The 21,527-nt window shown below is 61.5% G+C and carries 18 protein-coding genes; 12 read left to right on the top strand and 6 right to left on the bottom strand.

The genetic code is table 11. The features are described from left to right. The first annotated feature begins 118 nt into the window (after positions 1–118). Positions 119–745 carry a hypothetical protein gene (locus IGS55_RS08850; protein WP_230519193.1) on the top strand — a complete coding sequence of 209 codons (627 nt, stop codon included), beginning with the start codon at positions 119–121 and terminating at the stop codon, positions 743–745. Positions 746–822: 77 nt separating this feature from the next. On the opposite strand, the gene IGS55_RS08845 is transcribed toward IGS55_RS08850, so the two are convergent. From IGS55_RS08845 to IGS55_RS08835, 3 genes are all read right to left on the bottom strand, one after another. Next, the gene (locus tag IGS55_RS08845) at positions 823–3,225 is read right to left on the bottom strand and encodes a TonB-dependent receptor plug domain-containing protein (protein WP_230519194.1); all 2,403 of its coding nucleotides are present in this window, start codon (positions 3,223–3,225) and stop codon (positions 823–825) included. Positions 3,226–3,390: 165 nt separating this feature from the next. Next, positions 3,391–4,176 carry a PhzF family phenazine biosynthesis protein gene (locus IGS55_RS08840; protein ID WP_230519195.1) on the bottom strand — a complete coding sequence of 262 codons (786 nt, stop codon included), beginning with the start codon at positions 4,174–4,176 and terminating at the stop codon, positions 3,391–3,393. 361 nt (positions 4,177–4,537) lie between these two features. After that, positions 4,538–5,506 carry an IS1595 family transposase gene (locus IGS55_RS08835; protein ID WP_230537188.1) on the bottom strand — a complete coding sequence of 323 codons (969 nt, stop codon included), beginning with the start codon at positions 5,504–5,506 and terminating at the stop codon, positions 4,538–4,540. Positions 5,507–5,749: 243 nt separating this feature from the next. Between IGS55_RS08835 and IGS55_RS08830 the strand changes: the two genes are divergently transcribed. The 3 genes from IGS55_RS08830 to IGS55_RS08820 all read left to right on the top strand — a co-directional run bounded on the left by IGS55_RS08830 (position 5,750) and on the right by IGS55_RS08820 (position 9,875). Beyond that, the gene (locus tag IGS55_RS08830; RefSeq protein ID WP_230517413.1) at positions 5,750–6,100 is read left to right on the top strand and encodes an HVO_A0114 family putative DNA-binding protein; all 351 of its coding nucleotides are present in this window, start codon (positions 5,750–5,752) and stop codon (positions 6,098–6,100) included. Positions 6,101–6,212: 112 nt separating this feature from the next. Continuing rightward, positions 6,213–9,356, top strand: a complete 3,144-nt coding sequence (locus IGS55_RS08825; protein ID WP_230517412.1) for an error-prone DNA polymerase — start codon at positions 6,213–6,215, stop codon at positions 9,354–9,356. Between the two features lie 39 nt (positions 9,357–9,395). Beyond that, a complete protein-coding gene (locus IGS55_RS08820) occupies positions 9,396–9,875 on the top strand; it encodes a GNAT family N-acetyltransferase (protein WP_230517411.1) in 480 nt (159 codons plus the stop codon). Here the strand turns inward: IGS55_RS08820 and IGS55_RS08815 are convergent, their stop codons facing one another. Continuing rightward, entirely contained in the window at positions 9,876–11,285 is a 1,410-nt protein-coding gene (locus IGS55_RS08815) for an FAD-binding oxidoreductase (RefSeq protein ID WP_442908152.1), read from the bottom strand. It lies immediately after the preceding gene. 183 nt (positions 11,286–11,468) lie between these two features. Here IGS55_RS08815 and IGS55_RS08810 point away from each other — a divergent pair, with 183 nt between their 5' ends. From IGS55_RS08810 to IGS55_RS08790, 5 genes are all read left to right on the top strand, one after another. Continuing rightward, the gene (locus tag IGS55_RS08810; protein WP_230537187.1) at positions 11,469–12,386 is read left to right on the top strand and encodes a ChaN family lipoprotein; all 918 of its coding nucleotides are present in this window, start codon (positions 11,469–11,471) and stop codon (positions 12,384–12,386) included. A gap of 142 nt (positions 12,387–12,528) precedes the next feature. After that, positions 12,529–13,284, top strand: a complete 756-nt coding sequence (gene exbB / locus IGS55_RS08805) for a tonB-system energizer ExbB (RefSeq protein ID WP_230517409.1) — start codon at positions 12,529–12,531, stop codon at positions 13,282–13,284. A 3-nt stretch (positions 13,285–13,287) separates the two neighbouring features. Further along, on the top strand, positions 13,288–13,713 hold the full coding sequence (gene exbD / locus IGS55_RS08800; protein ID WP_230517408.1) for a TonB system transport protein ExbD: 426 nt from the start codon (positions 13,288–13,290) through the stop codon (positions 13,711–13,713). Continuing rightward, a complete protein-coding gene (locus IGS55_RS08795; RefSeq protein WP_230517407.1) occupies positions 13,710–14,489 on the top strand; it encodes an energy transducer TonB in 780 nt (259 codons plus the stop codon). The genes exbD and IGS55_RS08795 overlap by 4 nt, the downstream gene beginning before the upstream one ends. 31 nt (positions 14,490–14,520) lie before the next feature. Next, positions 14,521–16,779: a TonB-dependent receptor domain-containing protein gene (locus tag IGS55_RS08790; RefSeq protein WP_230517406.1), complete on the top strand. Its 2,259-nt coding sequence runs from the start codon at positions 14,521–14,523 to the stop codon at positions 16,777–16,779. Between the two features lie 91 nt (positions 16,780–16,870). Here IGS55_RS08790 and IGS55_RS08785 read toward each other — a convergent pair whose 3' ends face one another. Beyond that, complete coding sequence (locus IGS55_RS08785) at positions 16,871–17,278, bottom strand: PRC-barrel domain-containing protein (RefSeq protein WP_034750714.1); 408 nt, start codon at positions 17,276–17,278, stop codon at positions 16,871–16,873. Between the two features lie 246 nt (positions 17,279–17,524). Here IGS55_RS08785 and IGS55_RS08780 point away from each other — a divergent pair, with 246 nt between their 5' ends. The 3 genes from IGS55_RS08780 to ftsB all read left to right on the top strand — a co-directional run bounded on the left by IGS55_RS08780 (position 17,525) and on the right by ftsB (position 20,986). Continuing rightward, a complete protein-coding gene (locus IGS55_RS08780; RefSeq protein WP_072455259.1) occupies positions 17,525–19,177 on the top strand; it encodes a CTP synthase in 1,653 nt (550 codons plus the stop codon). 140 nt (positions 19,178–19,317) lie between these two features. After that, positions 19,318–20,601 (top strand): phosphopyruvate hydratase, encoded by a 1,284-nt coding sequence (gene eno, locus IGS55_RS08775; protein ID WP_034750709.1) that lies wholly within the window; start codon positions 19,318–19,320, stop codon positions 20,599–20,601. Positions 20,602–20,662: 61 nt separating this feature from the next. Next, the gene (ftsB, locus tag IGS55_RS08770; protein ID WP_070221436.1) at positions 20,663–20,986 is read left to right on the top strand and encodes a cell division protein FtsB; all 324 of its coding nucleotides are present in this window, start codon (positions 20,663–20,665) and stop codon (positions 20,984–20,986) included. A 233-nt stretch (positions 20,987–21,219) separates the two neighbouring features. Here ftsB and IGS55_RS08765 read toward each other — a convergent pair whose 3' ends face one another. After that, entirely contained in the window at positions 21,220–21,501 is a 282-nt protein-coding gene (locus IGS55_RS08765) for a hypothetical protein (RefSeq protein ID WP_230517405.1), read from the bottom strand. Between the last annotated feature and the right edge of the window lie 26 nt (positions 21,502–21,527).

Genomic DNA, 21,527 nt, shown 5'->3' with positions numbered 1-21,527 from the left:
ATGAGTTAGGCGCTATTATCCTTGCTTTCCGCCGCGGGACAAAGATTGTTCACTGCGGCAGCGCTGGCCGGGAGCCGCTGGATCGGGCTGGCAGGGCAGGCAAGGGGTATGTTCCCTTATGAAGCAGGCTGGTAGTCCATTGATTTTCACCTATCGCACTGAAGGTTGTCTCTCTATTATGATTATTCTTGCTGATATAAAAAAATCGCAAACTGTGATGGACGAGCTCGCATCGCAGTGCGATTTTGACCTTGGCCGTGCTGCGCGGGACAGCTCCTGGATCAAGTTGCTGCCAGAAAAGGCTTTCATGGTACTGGCCGGTGAAAGCAGCGGTGGTGTTTTTCTTGCCTACGGGGAGGGCGAGATCGAACGACGCCCGGTCCTATATGTCAGCTCCGAGGGCCATGCCGGCCGTATCGCCGCCAATCTCACGGAGCTGATTGCCATGATGCTGGCGCTGCCATACTGGCGCGACCTGCTCAAGTTTTCAGATCGTGGCAACTTGCAAGAGATGCGCCGGACCGCTCGGTTCAGCGAACAGGACTTTGCAGAGGAATACGCCGAGTTTCCTGCTGCCAGGAAAAGGATATCAGACTCTTTACTTGTTCCGGCCATTGCTGATCCAGTCAGATTGCTGCATGACTGCGTACATGCCACCGATTGCAGTGTCGTGGCCGAAGACGGCTGGCCTTACGAGTCACTGTTTCATCATTTCAAGTCAAGCGACAATCCCGGCTGGACATGAGTGTATGGATGCCCGCATAAGAAAACAGCGGCTGCCCATGCCGGTGCAGCCGCTGTTGTTTCAGGCGGACACGGTGATCAGAACTTCACCCACAGCCGTCCGAAATACGAAGCGCCGTTCAGGCCGAATTGCACGCTGTCGTACTTGAAGCCGTTATCCGTTTCATCCGCATTTTGCGTGGTCGGCTTGACGTTGAAGATGTTGTTGCCGCCAAAGGTCAGCTTGGTATTTTTGTTGATGCTGTAGGTAAAGCTCAGATCGGCCGAAGTCTTGGCCGCGTAGTGGGCGTTGGGCACGCCGGCGGCCGTGCCGCTGAAGGTGCCCAGGGTTTGCGGGCCGAAATAAATGATGCGCAAGTCCGATTCCAGCTTGCCCGTGATGTAGTCGAAGCCCAGCGTGGCTTTCGCGCGCGGGCCGCCTTGTTCGATGAACAGGCGTTCGCGCTCGGACAGCAGCACGTCTTCATAGCCTTTCAGCGAGTCAGGCGTCTTGACTTTCGTCACTTCCGTTTTGCTCAAATTCAAGGCCAGGAAGGTGTTCAGGCGGTTGCCGGCCAGTTCGCCCTTGTGCGAAGCCGTCAGGTCCAGCCCGCGCGTGCGCGTGTCGATGGAGTTGACGAAGAATTGCGCTTCGCCCACGCCCAGCAGGGCCAGGCGCGCGGCCAGGTCCGGGTAATTGTCGGCATTGAAGCGGCCCGACAGCACGATGCGGTCCTTGATCTTGATATTGTACAAGTCGGCCGTCACGGAAATGGCTTGCGTCGGCGTCCAGGTGGTGCCGAACGTAAAGCTGGTGGATTTTTCCTCTTTCAGCTTGGGAATGCCGGCCGCGTTGGCGACGGCGCCGCCGTTCGGCGCCAGCACCACGTCGGTGGGCACGCCGCCGATGAAGTCGGTGAAGGTGGACGAGAAATACACCTGCTGCAACGATGGCGCGCGGAAACCCGTGCTGGCCGAGCCGCGCAGCAGCACGTTGGGCGCCACTTTATAGCTGGCGGCCAGCTTGCCCGTCACGGTGGAGCCGAAATCGCTGAATTTTTCATAGCGCAGGGCAGCCTGGGTTTTCAGGCGATCCGTCCAGTCCAGTTCCACGTCGCCATATGCGGCGATGCTGTGGCGTTTGGCCTTGGTCACGTCGCCGGGCTGGAAGCCGGGAAAGCCCTGGCTGCCCGCATTGCCGCCCACGCCCACGCCGTCGGCGTCGCTGTAGGAGCCCGGTTCGCCGGCCATGATCTTGTATTCCTCGCTGCGGTATTCGGCGCCGAAGGCCACGTTCATGCCGCTCATTACCGTGTCGTAAAAGCGGCTGAAATCGGCGTTGCTGGTCAGCTGCTGGAACGAGAAGCCGCCCGCATCGTAGCTGCTGGCGCTGACGCCCTTGCCGCCGTTCAACAAGTCGAGATTGGCGATCGAGGCGTTCAAGGTATGGCTGATGTCGTAGCGCATCTTGTTGTAGCCATAGGTTTGCGAAAAGTCAGCATGCCATTCGCCGATCTGGCTGCGGTGGCCGACGGTGGCGTATTGGTCGTCGATCTTGCCGTTAATGAACGGTACGAAACCATTTGGATACATGGCGGCCGAATTGCGCGACGGAATGTCGTCGCTGCCGATGCCGCCCCGGCCAAATGCGGCGCTCGAGGCGTCGCGCGTCTGTGCGCCGGCCGTGAAGTACAGCTTGCCCGTGCCGCTGGTGGCGTAGTCGCCATTGATGTACAGGGTTTTGTTCTTGGATTTGGTGTCGCCGATGATGCGCATGCTGTCGGAATCGGCGCGGTTCGAACGGCCCCGGTCCAGGTATTCGCCCGTGATGGCCAAGGTGCCCTTGTCGCCCAGCGCGATGCCGCAGTAGGCGGACGTCATGTAATTCTTGCCGTCGCCTTCCGAATACTGGCTGTAGCCGGCCACCGCTTCGCAGCCCAGGCTTTTCTTCAGTTCGATGTCGATCACGCCGGCAATGGCGTCCGAGCCGTACTGGGCGGCGGCGCCGTCGCGCAGCACTTGCACGTTCTTGATCGCCAGCAAGGGAATCGCATTCATGTCCGTGCCCGTGTTGCCGCGGTTGCGCGCGCCGAACAGGTTGACGAGGGCCGTCGTGTGGCGCCGCTTGCCGTTGACCAGCACGAGAGTCTGGTCGGAGCCGAGGCCGCGCAGGGCGGCTGAATCGATCAGGTCGGCCCCGTCGGCGCCCGTCTGGCGCGTGGAATTGAACGAGGGCGAGATGTATTGCAGCGATTGCGCCAGGTCGAATTGGCCACCTTGCTCGGCCACCTTGGAAATCGGAATGATATCGACCGGCACCATCGTATCGGTGGAGGAACTGGCGACCCGGCGCGAGCCGACCACGCTGACCGTTTGCACGGGCCCTTCCGTGGCCGCAGGGTCGTTGCTCTGCGCCATGGCGGCGGGACTGAAGGCGGCCAGGGCGGCGCTGCCGTACAGGCTGATGAGGACTGCTTTACGCAAGGTGGTGAGGGTCGGCACGCAGTATCTCCAAGTGGTATTGTGATTTGATTCTAGTGCCATCATTTCATCATTCACCAGCGATACTTTGTTTTCTTATTACAAATTTGTAGTAACTGTTGTTTCCTGGTTGATTATCTTTTCGCCGCTGCCCGGCTTGCCTCGTACTGGTGCGGCATGCCCCGTTCAGGTGCTGCGTTGCACCATGCCGCCCACCCAGATTGCCTGCGCGCTGTATTGCACCTCGATCAAACATGGCTGCTGCGTCACGTGGCCCTGATGCAGGCGCAGCGACAGCTGCAAATGGGCTGACAGCGCGCCTGCCGCCACGCCCGTGGCGCTGTCTTCCAGCGCCGGGTCGAGGTGGTTGAAGTTGCGTCCCTCGTACTCGTGCTCGCCCGTGCGGCAATATGCATAGCAGCCGTTGACCTGATGCAAGGCGCTCCAGTCGGCGATCAGTTCCAAGTTCGGCCGCAGTGCGCGCAGGGTGGTGCGGTCGGGCACTTCCAGCAGCAGCTTCGGGCTGCCGACGGAGGTGACCACGGGCGGCGACAGCAAGTGCATGTGCTGGCCCATCAGTTCCGACGGCACATATTTTTCCACCATGACGGCAGGCGCCGGTTGCGGTGTCAGGCCGATGAATAGACCTTCCGCGCGGCGCACCAGCTGCAAAGCTTGCCCGCGCATGGCCGTGGTCACCGTCAAGGCTGCCGGTGCGCCAGGCGCCGTCAGCAGCACATGGGCGGCCGCCAGGGTGGCATGCAGGCACAGGGGACTGCGCGTGTGCGGATAAAAATAGTCGAGCACGACGCCTCCGTCCGCTTGCCGGTCGAGGAAGACGCAGGCGCTGACCTGGCGTTCGCGGGCAAATTGCTGGCGCGCCGTTTCGCTGTTGTCGTCGTTTTCCACGACCAGCGCCGCATTGCCGCCACCGGGTGCGGCGCCGAAACATTTTAATAAGTGGACGATCATGATGGGCGAGGCATAAGGTAAAACACGAGCATAAACGAAAATATGCGCAACGCCTGTTGCAATCCTGCCAGCCTGTAGCGACAAGGCTCTGCTTATTGACGCCTTCGTGGAGGTTGCATATCAACTGATGATATATTTTGCCGCATGTAGATCGATCCTGCCATTGATACATTGCTGGACCTTGATGGTTCCATACTCGACCAGGATGGCGGCTATTGGATCAAGATAGAAGCCAGACGGACAAAGGTATCGGATGAGATCCCCCACGGCATACGCTACTCGCTGACGTTGCACGAACCGTATGGCAAACGCATTCTCGGTTGCGCCAATGCCCATATGGTGAAGCCGCCAAAAAAATTAGCTATGTCACCGTCAGGTGTGGGAATGCGCCTAAAGTTGCTTTCAACAATGTTTCCGGTGAGCGGATGCGCCCGGCGTCGAGTATCCAGCGCCAGCCCAGGTAGTTCGGCAGGTGGCGCGTCGCCACGCCGTGAAACGGCCCCATCCATTGTCGCAAACGGCTGTGATAGGCGTTGACGTTCTGCACGTGGGCGGCGCCCTGCACGCGGATGCCGGCGCGCAAGTTGACGGCCTGGTGGCTGATGCCCGCTTCCCGGGCGAAGGCCCGGTAGGCGCGATGGCCGTCGGTGACCAGCAAGACATCCTTGTCGATCATGGGCAACAAACAATGGTGCAGCTGCGCCTTCGTCAATGCTCCTTTGCCCGTGACGAAATCGAGAGTTTGCCCCGTGCGGTCGCGCGCCACCAGGATGCAGACCTGTTCGTTCGATATGCCGCGCTGGCGGGCATGGCCGCCACGGCGGCGGGGCGGACGCGTCATCTGCCGTGCTCCCTTTTCCGATTCCAGCAGATATAACTCGTCGGCCTCGGCGATGCCGTGCAGGCGATGCGGCCGGTCCGTCTTGGCCAGCGATAAAAACCGGTGACGCCAGCGAAACGTGGTGTTGCGGTGCACGCCCAGCTGTGACGCGGCCTTGCGCACGGAATCCGATGCCAGCAGACAATCGGCGTAGTCGAGCCACAGCGATTTATGGCGCAAGCGCGCCAGCGGCGTGCCGGTGAGCGCATTGAAGGTGCGTCCGCACGGCACGCAGCGGTAGCGCTGCAGGCCGTGCGCATGGCCATGTCGATGCAGGTGAGGCGAGTGGCAGGCGGGACAGGCCAATCGCGGCTGCGCCACACTTTCCAGCAGCGCGACGGTCGCGTCGTGTGGCGCGTTGCCATGCAACAGGGCAATGCCAGCCTGCCGCTGGCGTCGGTTCAACTGCGCAAACTGCGCAACAAAGCTGATCCATTCGGCTCGCCGCATGATCTGCTCCTGCAGGTAAGTATGCAGAGTCAGACAACACAACCAAGGGAAGATTCCGGCATTTCCCCTATTTGCCGATGACAGAGCCAAAAAATTCAAATATGCGGGACGTATCGTGACTTTTGACCATAAACATCGGCATCCGTCAGATCAGGGAGTGCCATACGAATTCAAGGACGCACAGCATCTGATCGATGACTTCTTTGCTGACGTGGACCGCATTTTGCTGGAGGTAAAAAAGCAATGAAACCGATTTTTATTGGCATCATGCCGCAAGAGAAAATCCGCGAACGCCTGCTCGCCATCGCTCGCGGCATATATAAACCGAAGGCGGATGAGCCCAAGGTCTGGTTCACTTCGATCAAATCGCTGGCGGAAGTCTTGAGCGACGAAAACCGGGCATTGCTGCACGTGATTTTGGAAACGCAACCGGAATCCATCTCGGCCTTGGCTGAGACAACGGGCCGTAAACCGAGCAACCTGTCGCGCACCTTGAAAACAATGTCCAATTACGGCATCGTGGAATTGAAACGGGAGCGCAATCAAGTTCGCCCCGTAGCCACAGCGACGGAGTTTCGTATTGTCGCGCATTGACTTTTCAGGCTCTCAGCTTTTGACTTTCTAAATCAACAGTCGTTGCGCTTCCCGGCCACCTCTTCCGGATGCGTATAATATACTGTGTTTATATACAGTATTGAGGTGGATCATGTGGGGCGCCGTCTTACCCGAGTATGCTGAGTTGTACTGTCTGAGCAATTTCAGCTTCCTGCATGGGGCCTCGCATGCGGAAGAGCTGGTGGCGCGCGCCGTCCAGCTCGGGTACAAGGGGCTGGCCATCACGGACGAGTGCTCGCTGGCGGGCGTCGTGCGTGCCCATGCGACGGCCAAGCGGGCCGGTTTTCCGCTGACCATCGGCGCGCATTTTCATTTGACGCAGGCCGACGGCAGTCCGGCCCTGTCCCTGCTGGCGCTGGTGCGGGACATCGACGGTTATGGCAATTTGTCTGAGCTGATTACCATGGCGCGCACGCGGGCGGCCAAGGGGCGCTATTTGCTGACGCCCGACGATTTTGCGGCGCCTTCGGCCGAGTTTGCGCATTTGCGGGGGCTGCCCGGTTGTCTGATGATCTTGCTGCCCAGCTATCCGGCCCAGCCGGAAACCGTGCGCGCGCAGGGGGCGTGGATGGCGGCCACCTTTGGCGGCGAGCGCAGCTGGATCGGCCTGAACCTGCTGCAGCGGGCGCAGGATGACGCGCACCGCAGCGCCGTGCAGGCGGCCGCGCAGGCGCAGGGTTTGCCCGTGGTGGCCGTCGGCCACGTGTGCATGCACGTGCGTTCGCGCAAGCCCCTGCTCGATACCCTGTGCGCCATTCGCGTGGGCAAGCCCGTGGGCGAGTGCGGCTATGCGCTGGCGCAAAATGCGGAGCAGCATTTGCGCGCGCGCCTGCGGCTGGCCAATGTGTATCCGCCGCAGGCGCTGGCGGAAACCTTGCGCATCGCCAAGATGTGCGAATTTTCCCTCGATAGCTTGCGCTATGACTATCCCGACGAGCTGGTGCCGGGCGGCCACACGCCGGCGACCTATCTGCGCGAGGAAACGTATGCGGGCGCGCGCATCCGCTTTCCGCTGGGCATTCCGGCCAACGTGCAGGAACAGATCGAGCAGGAGCTGGATCTGATCGCCGAGCTGTCGTATGAAGCGTACTTTTTGACCGTGTACGACATCGTGCGCTTTGCCCGCTCGCAAAACATCCTGTGCCAGGGCAGGGGCTCGGCCGCCAATTCGGCCGTCTGCTATTGCCTGCACATCACGGAAGTGGACCCGGCACGCGGCAATTCGCTGGTCGGGCGTTTCATGTCGCGCGAACGTAATGAGCCGCCCGACATCGACGTCGATTTCGAGCACCAGCGGCGCGAAGAGGTGATTCAATATATCTACGGAAAATATGGGCGCGAACGGGCCGCGCTGGCCGCCGTGGTGATCAGCTACCGTCCGAAAAGCGCCTTGCGCGACAGCGGCCGGGCGCTGGGGATCGACCTGGCGATCGTGGAAAAAGTGGCCAAGGCGCATCGCTGGTTCGACGGCAAGCGCGATCTGCTGGAGCGCCTTGCCGAATGCGGGCTCGACCCGGAAGCGGCATTGTCGCAGCAGTGGGCCGGCCTGGCGCAGCAGTTGCTGGGCTTTCCCCGCCATCTGTCGCAGCATCCGGGCGGCTTCGTCATTGCGCACGGGAAGTTGTCGCGCCTGGTGCCGATTGAAAACGCCACCATGGCCGAGCGCAGCGTCATCGAGTGGGACAAGAACGACCTCGAGGAACTGGGCTTGATGAAGGTCGACGTGCTGGCGCTGGGCATGCTGTCGGCCCTGCGCCGCGCCCTGGAACTGGTCGGTGCGCGGCGCGGCGAAGAGTTCCGCCTGCAGGATATTCCCCGCGAAGACCCCGCCACCTACGACATGATGTGCGAGGCCGACACCATCGGTGTGTTCCAGATCGAGTCGCGCGCACAGATGAGCATGCTGCCGCGCCTGCGGCCCCGTGAATTCTACGACCTCGTCATCGAGGTGGCGCTCGTGCGTCCCGGCCCCATCCAGGGCGGCATGGTGCATCCGTATCTGCAGCGCCGCCAGCGGAAGGAACTGGTCGAGTATCCGAAGGGCCTGGAAAAGGCGCTGGGACGCACCCTCGGCATTCCCATTTTCCAGGAGCAAGTGATGCAGGTGGCCATCATCGCCGCCGATTTCACGCCCGGCGAAGCGGACCAGTTGCGGCGCGCCATGGCGGCCTGGAAACGCAAGGGCGGCATGAACAATTACCATGACCGCATCGTCAATGCCATGGTGGACAATGGCTATGAGAAAAAGTTTGCCGAGGCCATCTTCAGCCAGATCGAGGGCTTTGGCGAATACGGCTTTCCCGAGTCGCACGCGGCCAGTTTCGCCCTGCTGACGTACGCCAGTTCCTGGCTGAAATGCCATGAACCGGCCGCCTTTCTGTGCGCCTTGCTCAACAGCCAGCCCATGGGTTTTTACAGCCCTTCGCAACTGGTGCAGGATGGTCGCCGGCATGGCGTGCAGGTGCTGCCCGTCGACGTGGCCATCAGCGGCTGGGAAGCGACGTTGGAAGAGGCCGCGGAAGGGGGCGCGCCCGCCGTGCGCCTGGGCTTGAACAGCCTGTTCGGCATGCGCGCCGAGGCCGCCCAGCGCATCGAGGATGCGCGCGCCATTGCCGCTTTTATCGACGTTGCCGACCTGGCGCGGCGTAGCGGCCTGGACCGTCATGACTTGCAGGTGCTGGCCGCCGGCAATGCGCTGCACGCGCTGGCCGGGCACCGGCGCGCGGCGCTGTGGCAGGCGGCCGGCGCCGTGCCCGACAGGGATTTGCTGCGCGCCACGACGCAAGAGGAAGACTTGCCCATGCTGGCGGCCCCGACGGAGGGCGAGAGCATCGTCAGCGACTACCGCGCGCAAGGCCTGACTCTGGGCCGCCACCCGCTGGCGCTGCTGCGCAGGCAATTGCTGGAACAGCGTTTCATGCCGGCGTCTACGCTGATGACGTACACGAGCGGGCAAGTGGCGCGCGCCTGCGGCATCGTCACCGTGCGCCAGCGGCCGGGCACGGCCAAGGGCGTGATCTTCATGACACTGGAAGACGAGACGGGCACCGTCAACGTCATCGTCTGGCCCGACCTGGTGGAAAGCCAGCGGCGCGAAGTGCTGAGCGCGCCGCTGCTGGGCGTGTACGGCGTGTGGCAGCGCGAGGGCATCGTGCGCAATCTGGTGGCCAGGCGCCTGGTCGACATGTCGCATTTGCTGGGACGCTTGCGTACCAGCAGCCGCGATTTTTGTTGAGAATTGTCTTGTTTGCCCAAGGCATGGCATCATTTAAGAATGACAACATCACCCGAACCGACACTGCGTCCCGCCCTCGTCGCCGACGCGCCCGCCATCGTTGCCCTGATCGACGACTTGATGCCCTTTCTGACCCTGCATCCGGATGGCGCGGGGGCGGAAAAATTTATCGAACATTGCCGCCAGCCGGCCATCGAAGGCTATCTGTCGCAGTCGCGCTATGCGTATCAGCTCGCGCATATCGGCGGCGAGCTGGCCGGCGTCGTGGCCATGCGCGACAACACGCATCTGTTCCACATGTTCGTGCCGCGCGCCCTGCACCGGCGCGGCATGGCGCGCCGTTTGTGGCAGGCAGCCCGCGATGCGTCGCTGGCCAGGGGCGATGTGACGGCCTTTACCGTCAACTCCTCGCTGTATGCCTTGCCCCTGTACACGAGCTTGGGCTTTGTCGCCACGGGGCCGAAGGTGGAGGAGGGCGGCATCGCTTTCGTGCCGATGCGCATGGAGTTGACGGCCTGATTACCAGCGCACGATCTTCCCCGGATTCATGATGTTCTTCGGATCGAGCGCGTGCTTGATGGCGCGCATGGTGTCGATGGCGCCTTCGCCATGTTCTTCCACGAGGAACGCCATCTTGTGCATGCCTACGCCGTGCTCGCCCGTGCACGTGCCATCCATGCCGATGGCGCGCGTGACCATGTCGCTGTTGACCTTTTCCGCGCGGGCGATGTCGGCCGGGTCGTCGGGATCGACCAGCATCTGCACGTGGAAATTGCCGTCGCCCACGTGGCCGATGATGGCGTAGACGAGGCCCTGCGCTTCGCAATCGGCCTTGGTGGCGAGGATGCATTCGGCCAGGCGCGAAATCGGCACGCAGCAATCGGTGGAAATGGCGCGGCTGCCCGGGCGCATCTGCAGCAGGGCGAAATACGCGTTGTGGCGCGCGGCCCATAGGCGCGAGCGGTCTTCGGGGCGGCTGGCCCATTCGAAATCGCTGGCGCCGTGTTCGGCCGTGATGGCTTGCACCAACTGCGCCTGCTCGGCCACGCTGGCCGGCGTGCCGTGGAACTCAAACAGCAACAGCGGCTTTTGCGGCAGCGCCATCTTGTCGTAGGCATTGATGGCTTTCACGCCATTTTCATCGAGAAACTCGACCCGTGCCACAGGAATACCCATCTGGATGGTCTGGATCACGGCGCTGACGGCTTCGCCCGTGCCGGGGAACGAACACACGGCAGCCGAGATCGCTTCCGGCAGCGGATACAGTTTCACCGTCACTTCCGTGATGATGCCCAACGTCCCTTCGCTGCCGACGAACAAGCGCGTCAGGTCGTAGCCGGCCGACGATTTTTTCGCCCTGGTTCCCGTCTTGATGATGCGGCCATCGGCCGTCACCACGGTCAGGGCCAGCACGTTTTCGCGCATGGTGCCGTAGCGCACGGCATTCGTGCCCGAGGCGCGCGTGGCGGCCATGCCGCCCAAGGACGCATTGGCGCCCGGGTCGATGGGGAAGAACAGGCCCGTGTCGCGGATTTCCTCGTTCAGTTGCTTGCGCGTCACGCCCGCCTGCACGGTGGCCGTCAAGTCTTCACCATGCACGGCGACCATCTGATTCATTTGCGACAGATCAATCGTCACGCCGCCATGCAGGGCCAGCACGTGGCCTTCGAGCGAGGTGCCGCTGCCGTAGGCGATGATGGGCACGTCGTGCGCGCTGCACAGCTTGACGGCGGCCGCCACTTCCTCGGTGGAACGGGCGAAGATGACGGCGTCCGGCAGCATGGGGGGATAGCTCGACTCGTCGCGTCCATGGTGTTCGCGCATGGCTTGCGTCATGGAAAAGCGGTCGGCAAAGATCAGGGAAAGTACGGCAGCAAGAGAGTCTGGCAGCGGTTTTTTCAGTACCGCCAACTGGTCAGTTTGATTCACGCAAGTCCTCCGTTTTTTTTATTCTACCCCGCACCTGGAGATTTCACCGAAGCACCATTTTTGCCAGTTGTAAAAAATTCCGCATGATGCGCCGCGCAGTGGTTGTAAATGAGAATCATTTCTATTAAAATGCCCGCCAGTAGTTATTTTGCAATGCGTGCTTCAATCCGAAAGGCCATGCCCATGAGATTCCCCCTGTCCCTCGCCGCCGTCCTGCCCGCCTGCGTGCTGGCCCTGAGCGCCTGCAGCGGCGTCGCACCCGTCAACGGTGCCGGCGCCACCGCCGTTGCGCCTGCCGCGGCGCAAGACGTGCGCCGGCTGGGCGAGATCGTCGACCTGCGCCGCGGCCAGCGCGTGACTGCCGAGCAATTGCTGGCCCAGCTGGCCGCCGCGCCGCGTGTCATCGTGGGCGAGCAGCATGACCAGCTCAGCCATCACCAGATCGAGCAATGGCTGTTGCAGCAGTTGCAGGGCCAGCGTCCGCAAGGCAGCGTGCTGCTGGAAATGCTGAACCCGGACCAGCAAGCCAAGGTGGACAAGGTCAAGCCGTGGCTGCAGACGGACCCCGTCGTGCGCCCCGAACACGTGGCCGAGCTGGTGGCTTGGCAGCCGAACTGGAAGTGGGCGCAATATGGCGACCTGGTCATGACCGTGATGCGCGCGCCGTATCCCGTCTGGTCGGCCAACCTGGACCGCAGCGAGATCAAGCAAATGTTTATCGACAAGCCGGCCGTGCAGGGCAAGCATTCGAACCTGGCCAACGATGGCAAGGTGCATGCCAAGCTGAAAGACATCATCCGCGTCATGCACGACAACCAGATCGACGAACCGCGCCTGGCCGCCATGCTGTCGGTGCAGCAGCAGCGCGACCGCCGCATGGCCGAGCGCCTGCTGGCCGCGCCCGTGCCCGCCGTGCTGATCGCCGGCGCCTACCATGCGCACAAGGACCTGGGCGTGCCGCTGCACGTGCAGGACTTGACGGGCGGCCCCGCGCCGCTGGTGCTGGTCCTGGCGCAGCAGGGCGCGACGGTGCTGGCGCCGCAGGCCGATTTCGTCTGGTTCACGCCGGTTGTTGCGCCCGCCGTCGCCAGCGCCAAGTAAACCGTTTTACCTCCGCCGGGCGTTCAGCCCGGCATTCTCCCCCAGCAAGCTTCTTCGCAGCAGCCAGGTAGTTCGTCCGATTTTTTTTGCATGCGCGTGCGCGCCGTTGGCGCAGCCATGCCTGTTACCTGTTGAAGCTTCCATGCGTATCTCCTGTCTCAAAGCCGCCGCTGGCGGCGTGTTTCTTGCCCTGTTCCATACCGGCGCGCAAGCGTCCGCGCTGCCGCACGACATGTCGCCGCTGGGCATGTTTTTCGCTGCCGACCAGGTCGTCAAAAGCGTGCTCATCGGCTTGCTGGTCGCCGCGCTGGCCACCTGGGTGGTCTTGCTGGTGAAGGGCGCCAGCTTGCTGCAAGCGCGGCGAGAAGCGTCGCAAGCCGCCGCCGTGCTGAAGACGGCCACTTCCTTGCCCGACGCGGCCGTCAAAGTGGAGGGCGCGGGCAGCACTTCGCTGGCGCAACAGCTGCTGGCCGAGGTGCAGCAGGAACTGAGCCTGTCGCACGCCAGCGCGCCGGCGGCGGCCCTGAAGGAGCGGGCCGGGTTTCGCCAGGAGCAATTGATCGCGCACAAGGTACGCAGCATGACGCAAGGCATCGGTCTGCTCGCCAGCATCGGCGCCGTGGCGCCGTTCGTCGGCCTGTTCGGCACCGTGTGGGGCATCATGAACAGTTTCATCGGCATCGCCGTCAGCCAGAGCACGAATTTGGCCACCGTCGCGCCCGGCATTGCGGAAGCCTTGCTGGCCACCGCCCTGGGCCTGGTGGCGGCGATTCCCGCCGTCGTCATCTATAACGTCTTGAGCCGGGGCATCAACGAGTACAAGGCGCAGCTGCGCGCCGCTTCCGCGCAAGTGCTGCTGATGCTGAGCCGCGACCTCGACACGCGCCAGCAGGCCTGAGCCATGGCTTCCCTGTTTCCTACGCCGGACGACGATACGGCCGACATGCCGGAACTCAGCGAGATCAATGTCACGCCCTTTATCGACGTGATGCTGGTGCTGTTGATCATTTTCATGGTGGTCTCGCCGCTGGCCACCGTCGACCTGAAAATCGACTTGCCGGCTGCCACGGCCAAGCCGGAACCGCGTCCCGACAAGCCCCTGTTCGTTTCCCTGAAAGCCGACCGCAGCCTGTACCTGGGCGAGGCGCCCGTGGCGCGCGAGCAGTTGGGCCTTTTGCTCGACGCGCAGACGGACGGCGACCGCCAGCGCACCCTGTTTTTCCAGGCCGACAAACAAGCGGCGTATGAAGACGTGCTGGGCGTGATGGATGCCCTGCGCCAGGCCGGTTATCTGAAAGTGGGCCTGGTGGGCCGGGAGGGCGGGTGAATCCGCGTCCGATATTAAGCTGGGGCATCGCCACGTCGCTGGTAGTGGCCGCCGTGCTGGCGCTGCTGCTGTGGGCCGGCTGGCGGCCCGTCAGCATCGCTCCCACGCAGCCGCCCGCCAGCGTGATGGTGGTGTTTGCCGCGCAAGCGATGTCGCCGGAGACACGGCAGGCGGCAGCGGCAGGGGCGCGCCAGTCGGCGGCGTCCAGCGCCGCCCAAACCAAAAAGAGCACGGCCAGGCAAGAGGCGCTGCCCGTGCTGGCGCGCGCCGCCGCGCCGGAGATCGTCGCGGTGGAAAAAGAGGCGAAGGCGGAAACCAGTCCGTCGGCGGAGCCGGGCAAGGATGCCGCGAAGGAAGCGTCATTACCCGCACAGGCCAGCAGCAGCGCCACGCCGGCGCCCGCGGCCGTGCGCGGTCCGCAGGCGGCGCCGTTCGATAGCGATACGCCGTCGACCAATGCCGCGCCCGCCAGCTGGCAAAGCCGCGTGCTCGGCCACCTGGCCCACTTCAAGCGCTATCCGGGCGACGCGCGCCAGCGCAAGCGGGCCGGCGCCGCCTGGGTGCGTTTCCAGGTGGACCGCGACGGCAAGCTGCTGGCCAGCGAACTGGTCACCTCATCGGGCACGGTGCTGCTCGACCGCGAAGCACTGCAAGTGCTGCAGCGCGCGCAGCCGCTGCCGGCGCCGCCCGATAACGTCCTGCGCCAGGGCACGGTGACGGTGACCTTGCCCGTGTCGTTCAAGCTCGACGCCGAGAGCGGCCACGGCGCCATCTGAATTTTTCAATCACATAAGAAATCGAGGGTGTATGCATATCAAGACAATGACGCAGGCCGTGGGCATCTGCATGGCCTTGCTCGCGCAGCATGGATGGGCGCAACAGGCACAAGAGAGTGGCAAGGTCGTGTTTTCGCCGCTGAACGTATCGGGCGAGGCTGTGTCGGCGGAACAGCAGGCGCTGGAAAAACCGGGCGCCGTCAGTGCGCGCGGCGCCGATACGCGCTTGCAGCCCGTGGACCAGATACTGCGCGGCATGCCGGGCACGTTTACCCAGATCGATCCCGCGCAGGGCGCCGTCAGCGTCAACATCCGCGGCCTGTCCGGCTTTGGCAGGGTCAACACCATGGTCGATGGCGTGACGCAGAATTACTATGGCAGCGCACCGTCGGAAGTGGCGCATGGTAGCGTGCCCAGCAGCCAGTTCGGCGCCCTGATCGACCCGAATTTCATCATCGGCGTGGACGTGTCGCGCGGTAATGCCGTCGGCGGCGACGGCGTCAATGCGCTGGGCGGCAGCGCCAACTTCCGCACCATCGGCGTCGATGACGTGGTGTTTACGGGCGAGAAGGTGGGCGCGCGCGCGAAGATGTCCGCCGGTAACAATGGCGTGGGGCGCAGCGCCATGCTGGCCGTGGCCATGAAAAACCCCGCCTTCGATGGCGGCAGCGTCGGTTTCATGGCGGCCACGAGCGCAAGCGTGATCGGCAACAACTACAAGAATGGCAAGGGCACGGATAGCGAGCAATTCGGCTTCGGCTACAACCGTTTCTATAAACAAAAGCCGAAGTCGCAATTGCTCAAGCTGGACCTCAAACTGAGCGATTTCCATGCGCTGGAACTGTCGGCGCGCGATTACCGCAATACGTTCACGCGCCGCGATATCCGGAGCGATGACTACTATTTGAAATACCACTACACGCCGTTTTCGGAATTGATCGACCTCAATGTGGTGGCCAGCAGCAGTCGTGGCAAGCAGAAATACATGCCGGAAGCCTTGATCAATTTCGTCAACACGAGCACGGCCAACCGCGCCGACGCCTTTGACATCAACAACACGAGCAGCTTCAGGCTGGCGGGCGGCGATGCGCTGGTGACCGTGGGCGGCAAGCTGATGCGCAATCAATACAGCAAGCACGTGGAAAGCCTCGTCGACGATCCGGACAACCCGGACGCCAACCGGCAGTCGATTGAAAACAATACGTTTGGCCCGGCCGGCAAGCAAAAGATCGACAGCCTGTATGCGGGCCTGCAATACAACCGCGGCATCTATCAGATCAATGCCGGGCTCAATTACACGCGTTTTGAATTGACTGGCTACAAGCCGGCTTGCGACGAGCGCGTGAAATGCTTCCCGCAAGGGGAGGCGAATATCGCGCTGAAGGAACACGGCATCAATCCCTCGCTGCTCGTTTCCGCACAGGTCACGCCATGGTTCCAGCCGTTTGCCAGCGCCGAGCGCACCATGCGGGGGCCGAATCCGCAGGAAGTATTTTTCTCGAACGATGGCGGGGCGTCGATGAACCCGTTTTTGAAGGGAGAAAAGGCGACGACCTATCAGCTGGGTTTCAATTCCAGCCTGCACGGCTTGCTGAGCGCCAACGATGCGTTGAACTTCAAGGCTTTGTATTTCAAGAGCAAGATCGACGGCTATATCACCAGCCAGTCCTTCCTGGTGTGCGACAACGGGCGCAAGTGCAATATGGCGGAAGTGATCGCCACGGACTGGGAGACGGTCGACGAATACGTGACCAATATGTATATCTACATCAACTCGGCCACGCCCGTACGCACGCGCGGCTGGGAACTGGAAGCCCAGTATCAGCTGGGCCCGGCTTTTGCGCGGCTGTCGTACACGCGTGAAAAGACCCGCCAGCCCACCTCGATCGCCAGCGCGTGGTTTGGCGCGTCCGACATCAGCGAGCTGCCCAGCACCTACTACAACCTCGACGTGGGCACGCGCTTGCTGGACAATAAAATGGAGGTGGGCGCCATCATCAAGCACACGGGATCGAACCGCCGCCTGTCGCCGGACAACGAAGCCGATGAGGTGACGGGGGAAGTGACAAAGGTGGATAATCCGAAGATCCCGGCCGTGATCGATTTGTATGCGAGCTGGCAAGTGACGAAAAACCTGTTCCTGCGCCTGTCGGTGCAGAACGCCATGGACAAGAATTACTCGGAAGCGCTGAACCGGCTGAACTCGATGCCGTCGCAGTCGAACGACAATACGCCGATGGGTACGGCGCGGGGGAGGACGTATGTGGCAGGGCTGGAGTACCGGTTCTAGTTTAAAGCTGGGGTCAGTTCCTTTGGAATCGGCATGCGGTCCATTGGGCCGCATGCCCCCGGCGGGTCTGACCCCAAATGAGGCCAGCTCTTTAATACTCGCGCGGTGTGGTGCCATAATAACTGTGGATCGACGTCGCCCAGGCTTGGTCCGCCATGTTCGGCCAGTTATCGGTGTCGAAGCCGGGCGCGTTTTCGATACGTTCCTTGTCGACGTTGAGGGTGAAGCGCTTGTTGACGGTGTCGAGCAGCAGCGCTTCCCACGGCACGGCGAACAGCTTTTCGCCGATCGTAAACACACCGCCGTGCGACATGACGGCGTAGGCGATTTTGCCGCTGCGCATGTCGATCATGATTTCCTTGATTTCGCCCAGATGTTCATCCTTGGCGTTGTGCACATGGTCGCCGATCAGGGTGTCTGCACCCATCAGTTCCGGGCCGGGACCTTTGTGGCCGCGGTTGACATACATGCCGTAGGCGTCGCGTTCTTCGTAGCTCATGATGGACCTCCTGTTGAAAATGCCAGTGTGCCGCCAGGGTGCGGCAGGGTCTGTTCGCTCTCCCACACAAAGTATGGAATTGGAAATATTTTAGTTATTGCTAGCTTGCAATCTTGTTGTGCGTAGACAGCAGGAGGGGGAGGGATAGTCGGTATTTGGCGTAAATTTCCGCGCGCGGGAGGCGACGCAGGCGGGCTTTAGTGTATAATTTCAATTTCCCGCACGTGCCGTTCGGCACCATCTGCAATGACCAAATTTGTCTTCGTCACTGGTGGCGTTGTGTCTTCCCTTGGAAAAGGGATTGCCGCCGCCTCCCTCGCCGCGATCCTCGAATCGCGCGGCCTTAAAGTCACCATGCTCAAGCTCGACCCGTATATCAACGTCGATCCTGGCACGATGAGCCCTATGCAACACGGTGAAGTATTCGTCACCGACGACGGGGCCGAAACCGACCTCGACCTCGGTCACTACGAGCGCTTCATTTCCACCCGCATGAAAAAGGTGAATAACTTCACCACTGGCCAGATCTATGAATCGGTGATCCGCAAGGAACGCCGGGGCGAATATCTGGGCAAGACCGTGCAGGTGATTCCGCATATCACCAATGAAATCCAGGATTACATCCGCCGTGGCGCCGAAGGCTACGACGTGGCCCTGTGCGAAATCGGCGGCACCGTCGGCGATATCGAATCGTTGCCATTCCTGGAAGCGGCGCGTCAGCTGAGCCTGCGCGCCGGCCGCAAGAACACGGCCTTCGTCCACCTGACCCTGGTGCCTTACATCGCCTCGGCTGGTGAACTGAAAACCAAGCCGACCCAGCACTCGGTGCAAAAGCTGCGCGAAATCGGCATCTTGCCAAACGCGCTGCTGTGCCGCGCCGACCGCGCCATCCCGGAAGACGAGCGCGCGAAAATCTCGCTGTTCTCGAACATCGAGGAAGACGCCGTCATTTCCGTGTGGGACGTCGACACCATCTACAAAGTGCCGCAAATGCTGCACGACCAGGGCCTCGACAAGATCATCTGCGACGCGCTGGACCTCGATCCCGCACCGGCCGACCTGTCGATCTGGAGCAAGCTGATCTATACGATGGAACACCCGAAGGCGGAAGTGACCGTCGGCATGGTCGGCAAGTATGTCGAGCTGACCGAGTCGTACAAGTCGCTGATCGAAGCGTTGCGCCACGCCGGCATCCACACGGAAAGCCGCGTCAATATCGAGTACATCGATTCGGAAGAAATCGAAACGACCGGTTGCGACAACCTGGGCAAGTACGATGCCATCCTGGTACCGGGCGGCTTCGGCAAGCGCGGCGTGGAAGGCAAGATCAAGGCGGCCCAGTTCGCCCGTGAAAACAAGATCCCTTACCTGGGCATCTGCCTGGGCATGCAAGTGGCCCTGATCGAATACGCGCGCAACAAGGCAGACATGCCGAACGCGAATTCGACCGAGTTCGACCTTGATACGGATCAACCTGTCGTTGCACTGATCAATGAGTGGCAAAACCACGATGGTAAAGTCGAGTTGCGCGATGAAAACTCGGACCTGGGCGGTACCATGCGCCTGGGCGCGCAGACCTGCGCCGTCAATCCGGGCACCCTCGCCGCCGAGATCTACGGCAGCGTGGTGACCGAGCGTCACCGTCATCGCTACGAAGCCAATAATCACTACCTGGCGCGTGTCGAAGCGGCTGGCCTGATCGTTTCGGCCCGTACGCCAAGCGAAGATTTGTGCGAAATCATGGAATTGCCACGCACGGGTGAAAATGCCCACCCATGGTATATGGGCGTGCAATACCATCCCGAGTTCAAGTCGACGCCACGCACCGGCCATCCGTTGTTTACCTCGTTCATCAAGGCAGCGCTGGCGCACAAAGAAGCCAACGCCGTCGCTGAATAACGCCGGTCGATAGCACAGTATTACCCGTAAGACAGCTCCCGGCCTGATAGTCTCCGCCGGGAGTTTCTTTGCCCCCTTTGTGCAATTGCGCATCAGAACGCAGTGTGCAGCCCCTGTTACGCTTAACTTTGGAGAATGACATGAGTGCTATTGTTGATATTATCGGTCGCGAAATCCTGGACTCGCGCGGTAACCCGACCGTCGAATGCGATGTGTTGCTGGAATCGGGCGTGATGGGCCGTGCGGCCGTACCGTCGGGTGCCTCGACCGGTTCGCGCGAAGCCGTGGAATTGCGCGATGGCGATGCCAAGCGTTACTTCGGCAAGGGCGTGCTGCAAGCATGCGAAAACATCAATACCGAAATCTCCGAAGCCATCATGGGCCTGGACGCCAATGAACAGGCTTTCCTGGACCGTACCCTGATCGACCTGGACGGCACGGAAAACAAATCGCGCCTGGGCGCCAACGCCATCCTGGCCGTCTCCATGGCCGTTGCCAAGGCTGCCGCCGAAGAAGCGGGCTTGCCGCTGTACCGCTATTTCGGCGGTTCGGGCGCCATGCAGATGCCAGTGCCGATGATGAACGTCATCAACGGCGGCGCACACGCCGACAACAACCTGGACATCCAGGAATTCATGATCATTCCCGTGGGCGCTCCATCGTTCAAGGAAGCCGTCCGCTACGGCGCGGAAGTGTTCCACACGCTGAAAAAGATCCTGCACAAGAAGGGCCTGAACACCAACGTGGGCGACGAAGGCGGTTTCGCGCCATCCTTGGCCAACCATGAAGAAGCCATCAAGCTGATCATCCAGGCCATCGAAGAAGCGGGCTACGAGCCAGGCACGCAGATCGCCATCGGCCTCGATTGCGCCGCGTCCGAGTTCTACAAGAACGGCAAGTACGAAATGGAAGGCGAAGGCCTGAGCCTGACGGCCACCGAGTTCACCAACCTGCTGGCGACCTGGTGCGACAAGTACCCGATCATCTCGATCGAAGACGCGATGCACGAAGGCGACTGGGACGGCTGGGCGATCCTGACGGCGGAACTGGGCAAGAAAGTGCAACTGGTCGGCGACGACCTGTATGTCACTAACACCAAGATCCTGAAAGAAGGCATCTCGAAAGGCATCGCCAACTCGATCCTGATCAAGATCAACCAGATCGGCACCCTGACGGAAACGTTCGCCGCCATTGAAATGGCCAAGCGCGCCGGCTACACGGCCGTCATTTCGCACCGCTCGGGCGAAACGGAAGATTCGACCATCGCCGATATCGCCGTTGCCACGAACGCCCTGCAGATCAAGACCGGCTCGATGTCGCGTTCGGACCGCATGGCCAAGTACAACCAGCTGCTGCGTATCGAGGAAGACCTGGGCGACATCGCCAGCTACCCTGGCCGCGATGCGTTCTATAATCTGAAGTAAGCTGATGTAAAACCCACTGGCCGGCCGGAGATATCCGGCCGGTTTGTTAACCGACTACTCCATGCGCCTGATTACGCTCGCCCTGGCAGCCCTGCTGCTGCTGATCCAATTTCCCCTCTGGCTGGGTAAAGGCGGCTGGCTGCGCGTTGCCGACATGGAAGCCCAAGTGGCGGTGGCGAATAAAAAGAATATGGAATTGAAGGCGCGAAACGCCAAGCTCGAATCCGAAGTGCGCGACCTGAAAGATGGTACGGGCGCCGTCGAGGAGCGTGCCCGCTATGAGCTGGGCATGGTCAAACAGAATGAGATTTTCGTGCAGATCGTGCGCAAGGGCCAAACCCCGCCACTGCAGGAAACGCCGGTGGACGCTGCCGCGCCGCACTGAGTACTTCCCACTTGCCAGCCTGAACCGATTGCCAGGCTGACATATCACAGCTGTATTACTACCTGGTACTTCTTACTTCTTTCTACTGCTATACACGACTGCCTTGTTGCTTGCTGATCAGAAACGGGCTTTGCCGGTCGAGATCAGGTAGAAATGGATGCCGGTAACGACGACGGCGACGGCGATCAGTGCGGTTTCGAGAATCATCATATAAAAATCCTTTCAGTATTTAGTTAGCCGCGCGAGGCCAAGAAACGCAACTCGGCTGCGAGGTTAGGCATCAGCTTTTCGTAGCGGTTCGCTTCCGAGTTCAGCAGGGCGAAATCTTGCTTGCTTGGGCGCACATAGCGCTCGTCGTCGGCGCTGGTCGTCGCGCTGGCGATGACTTCCTTCTGGGCCAGGTCGCTGTACGGCTTGGAAGCGAGCAGGGCGCCCAGGAAGGCGCGCGTCGCACGGCCCAGGTTGCTGAAATAGTTGTCGTTGTCGTTGCTGTAGGTGTTGGTAAAAGTGGACATATGCCCTCCATGAATGGTCTGTTGTT

Origin of the sequence: Janthinobacterium sp. EB271-G4-3-2 (genome assembly GCF_020858035.1) — a bacterium.
GTDB classification, from domain to species: domain Bacteria; phylum Pseudomonadota; class Gammaproteobacteria; order Burkholderiales; family Burkholderiaceae_D; genus Janthinobacterium; species Janthinobacterium aestuarii.
This window is presented reverse-complemented; position numbering and strand designations above follow the sequence as displayed.